At 58.3% G+C, this 2785-nt stretch carries 3 protein-coding genes; all 3 read right to left on the bottom strand.

Annotated elements, in window-relative coordinates; all coding sequences use genetic code 11:
• Positions 1 to 224: hypothetical protein (locus ACRESJ_RS12165; RefSeq protein ID WP_431758107.1), on the bottom strand; the 224-nt coding region annotated here is incomplete at its 3' end.
• Between the two features lie 278 nt (positions 225 to 502).
• On the bottom strand, positions 503 to 1135 hold the full coding sequence (locus tag ACRESJ_RS12160; RefSeq protein WP_431758106.1) for a response regulator: 633 nt from the start codon (positions 1133 to 1135) through the stop codon (positions 503 to 505).
• A gap of 31 nt (positions 1136 to 1166) precedes the next feature.
• Positions 1167 to 2534, bottom strand: a complete 1368-nt coding sequence (locus ACRESJ_RS12155) for a cache domain-containing protein (protein ID WP_431758105.1) — start codon at positions 2532 to 2534, stop codon at positions 1167 to 1169.
• Between the last annotated feature and the right edge of the window lie 251 nt (positions 2535 to 2785).

Here is a 2785-nt window from a genome sequence, read left to right as displayed (position 1 = left end):
CGATCCGAACCATCAGCAGCTACAGCACGTTTTTCCAGCAGGCGGTCAGAACCGCCTTCAGCCACACGATTCTGGATCAGACGATCCGAACCACCTTCAGCCACACGGCTTTCAATCAGTCGATCCGAGCCGCCTTCAGCGACGACAGGTTGAGCAGAAGTGGCGGCAAAAGCGTTCACTGCGAAAACCGAGAAAACAATGCTGAGGATGGTTTGGCGTTTCATGATCGTGTGCTCCGGGGTGTTGTCAGTTGGTATGGAGCTGATGTTACGCCGCAGGATTTTTAAGAGAACTTCATTGAGTTAATGGTGACTATTGACGTAGTCAATGGTTATCCGGGCAAGTTGATTGTTTGCTGGCGATGCTGAATGTGCGGCCGTCATCGCTGGCAAGCCAGCTCCCACAGGGTTGCGGGTGCGTTTTGATGGTGGGTACGACACACATCCGTAGGAGCCGGCTTTGCTGGCGATGGCGGTGGTTAAGCTCAGGTGTAACGGCTGTATCAGCGAGAAATGATCCCGTGATCAATGGCGTACTTGACCAGTGCCGCTGGCTTGTCGATGTTGAGCTTGCGGCGGATGCTCAGGCGATGGGTTTCCACGGTGCGTACGCTGATGTCCAGTTCCCGCGCCATTTCCTTGTTGTTCAGCCCTTGCGCCATTTTCAACAACACCTGGCTTTCCCTCGGGGTCAGTTCGTTGTCGGTGTTCCGGTCGGCGATCAGGCGTTGGGCGATTTCAGCGCTGTAGAAGGTTCCGCCGCTGGTGATGGCTTCAATGGCGGCGATGATTTCCCGTGACGGCGCGTTTTTCAGCACATAGCCACTGGCGCCGGAGCGCACCGATTCACTGACGTATTCGTAGTTATCGTACATGCTCAGCACCAGCACCTTGAGCGACGGATACTGATTGCGCAAAACGCGGGTCAGTTCCAGGCCGTTCATGTCAGGCAGGCTGATGTCGACCAGTAACAGGTCGGGCTGGCAGCGACCGACCATTTCGATAGCCTCGGCGCCGCTTTCAGCTTCACCCACCACTTCCAGGGGCGCCATCACGGCCAGCAGTGCCTTGATGCCATCGCGGACCAGGGCATGATCGTCGACCAGGGCGACGCGGATCGGGGAGGGCAGGTTCATTGCAGGCATTCACTCTTGTTGTCTGGGGGCGTCAGCTTTGGCTGGCGGGCTGCTTCATGGGCAACTGTACGTCCAGCTCACTTCTTCCCGGCATCGAAATCAGTTCGAACCGACCGCCAAAGTGTTCGACGCGTTCGCGGATGTTACGCAAACCAATGCCCGCATGGCGACGTTCGACCTGAGCGACGTTGAAACCCACACCATCGTCGACCACCGTCAGCCGCACGCTGTCATCACAACCGCGCAGGGAGATGGAGACATTTTTGGCCTGGGCATGCCGTTCGATATTGGTCAGGCCTTCTTGCACGATACGGAACAGCGACACCGCCGCGCCATCGACCAGATGGCAGTCGAATTCATTGTCGTTGAAGGTTACGGTCAGCCCGCTGCGCTGCTCGAACTCTTCAGCCAGTTGGCCAATGGCGGCGGGCAGTCCCAGGGTGTCGAGCAGGGAAGAACGAAGGTCGTGGGAGAGGCTGCGCACCTCGCCAATCGCTTCCCCCAGGCGTTCGGTGGCATCTCTTAATGCGTTCAAACCCTTGTCGTGGGCCTGCCCGCTTTCCAGCAAATGGCTCGCCAGTTCGAATTGAAACTTGATCGAAACCAGCACCTGGCTGATCCCGTCGTGCAACTCACGGGACACCCGTGAACGCTCTTCCTCCTGCAGGCTAACGATACGCTGGGTCAGGCGCTGCAGTTTTTTGTCCGCCAGACGATGCTCGCTGACGTTGAGGGTCATGCCGGTGGCGAACACAAACAGCACCGCCACCAGGGCGACCACGGCAATCGCCATCATGGTCTTGCGAATGCCCATGGCCACTTCAGCGCGGGCCTGCTGGGTGGCGCGCTCGACGTCTTCCAGATAAATGCCGGTGCCGAGCATCCAGCCCCAGCGATCCAGCATCACCACGTAGGCAAGCTTGTCGGTGACCTGGCCGGAGGAGGGCTTGTTCCAGGCATAACGTTGAAAGCCTTCGCCGGACTGGGCGCTTTTGAGCAATGCCTGGATCACCGGCAAGCCATGGGGGTCTTTCATGTCCCACAGGTATTTGCCCACCAGTTCGGATTGCCGCGCATGCATCAGGCTGCGGCCTTCGTGGTCATAGACGAAGAAGTAGCCGTTGATGCCAAAGCTGAGCTTGCGCAATTCCTCGAGCACTTTTTGCTGGGCGTGCGCGTCACCGTGACCGTCGTCATACAGCGGCTCGATCAGGCTTTTCGCCATTTCGACGTAGTTTTTCAGTTCGGCGCGCTTGCTCATCAGGATGCTGTCTTCGATCAGCTGTGCCTGTTGGTCACCCAGTTGACGGTTCAGGGAAATCACCAGCGCGCAGATCACGGCAATGGCCAGAACCAACGGCAGAATTCCGAGGGCGACGATCTTGTGTTTGAGCTGCATGGTTATTCTTCGCCTCGGACTCTGTAGGAGCGAGCTTGCTCGCGATGGACGTCAACGAAAACGCTGGGTACCTGAGACCCCGCGGCGCTCTCGGGTGCTTCGCGAGCAAGCTCGCTCCTACAGTTGGGGGGCAGTTGGCCGGCATCATAGGCCAAAGATACGCTCGCCGCGTAGCGCTGATGCACGGAATGACTGACGGCCGGGATGAAATGCAAAACCAGTGTGGGAGCGGGCTTGCTCGCGAAAGCGGT

Origin of the sequence: Pseudomonas sp., assembly GCF_050739655.1 — a bacterium.
Classification (GTDB): Bacteria; Pseudomonadota; Gammaproteobacteria; order Pseudomonadales; family Pseudomonadaceae; genus Aquipseudomonas.
This window is presented reverse-complemented; position numbering and strand designations above follow the sequence as displayed.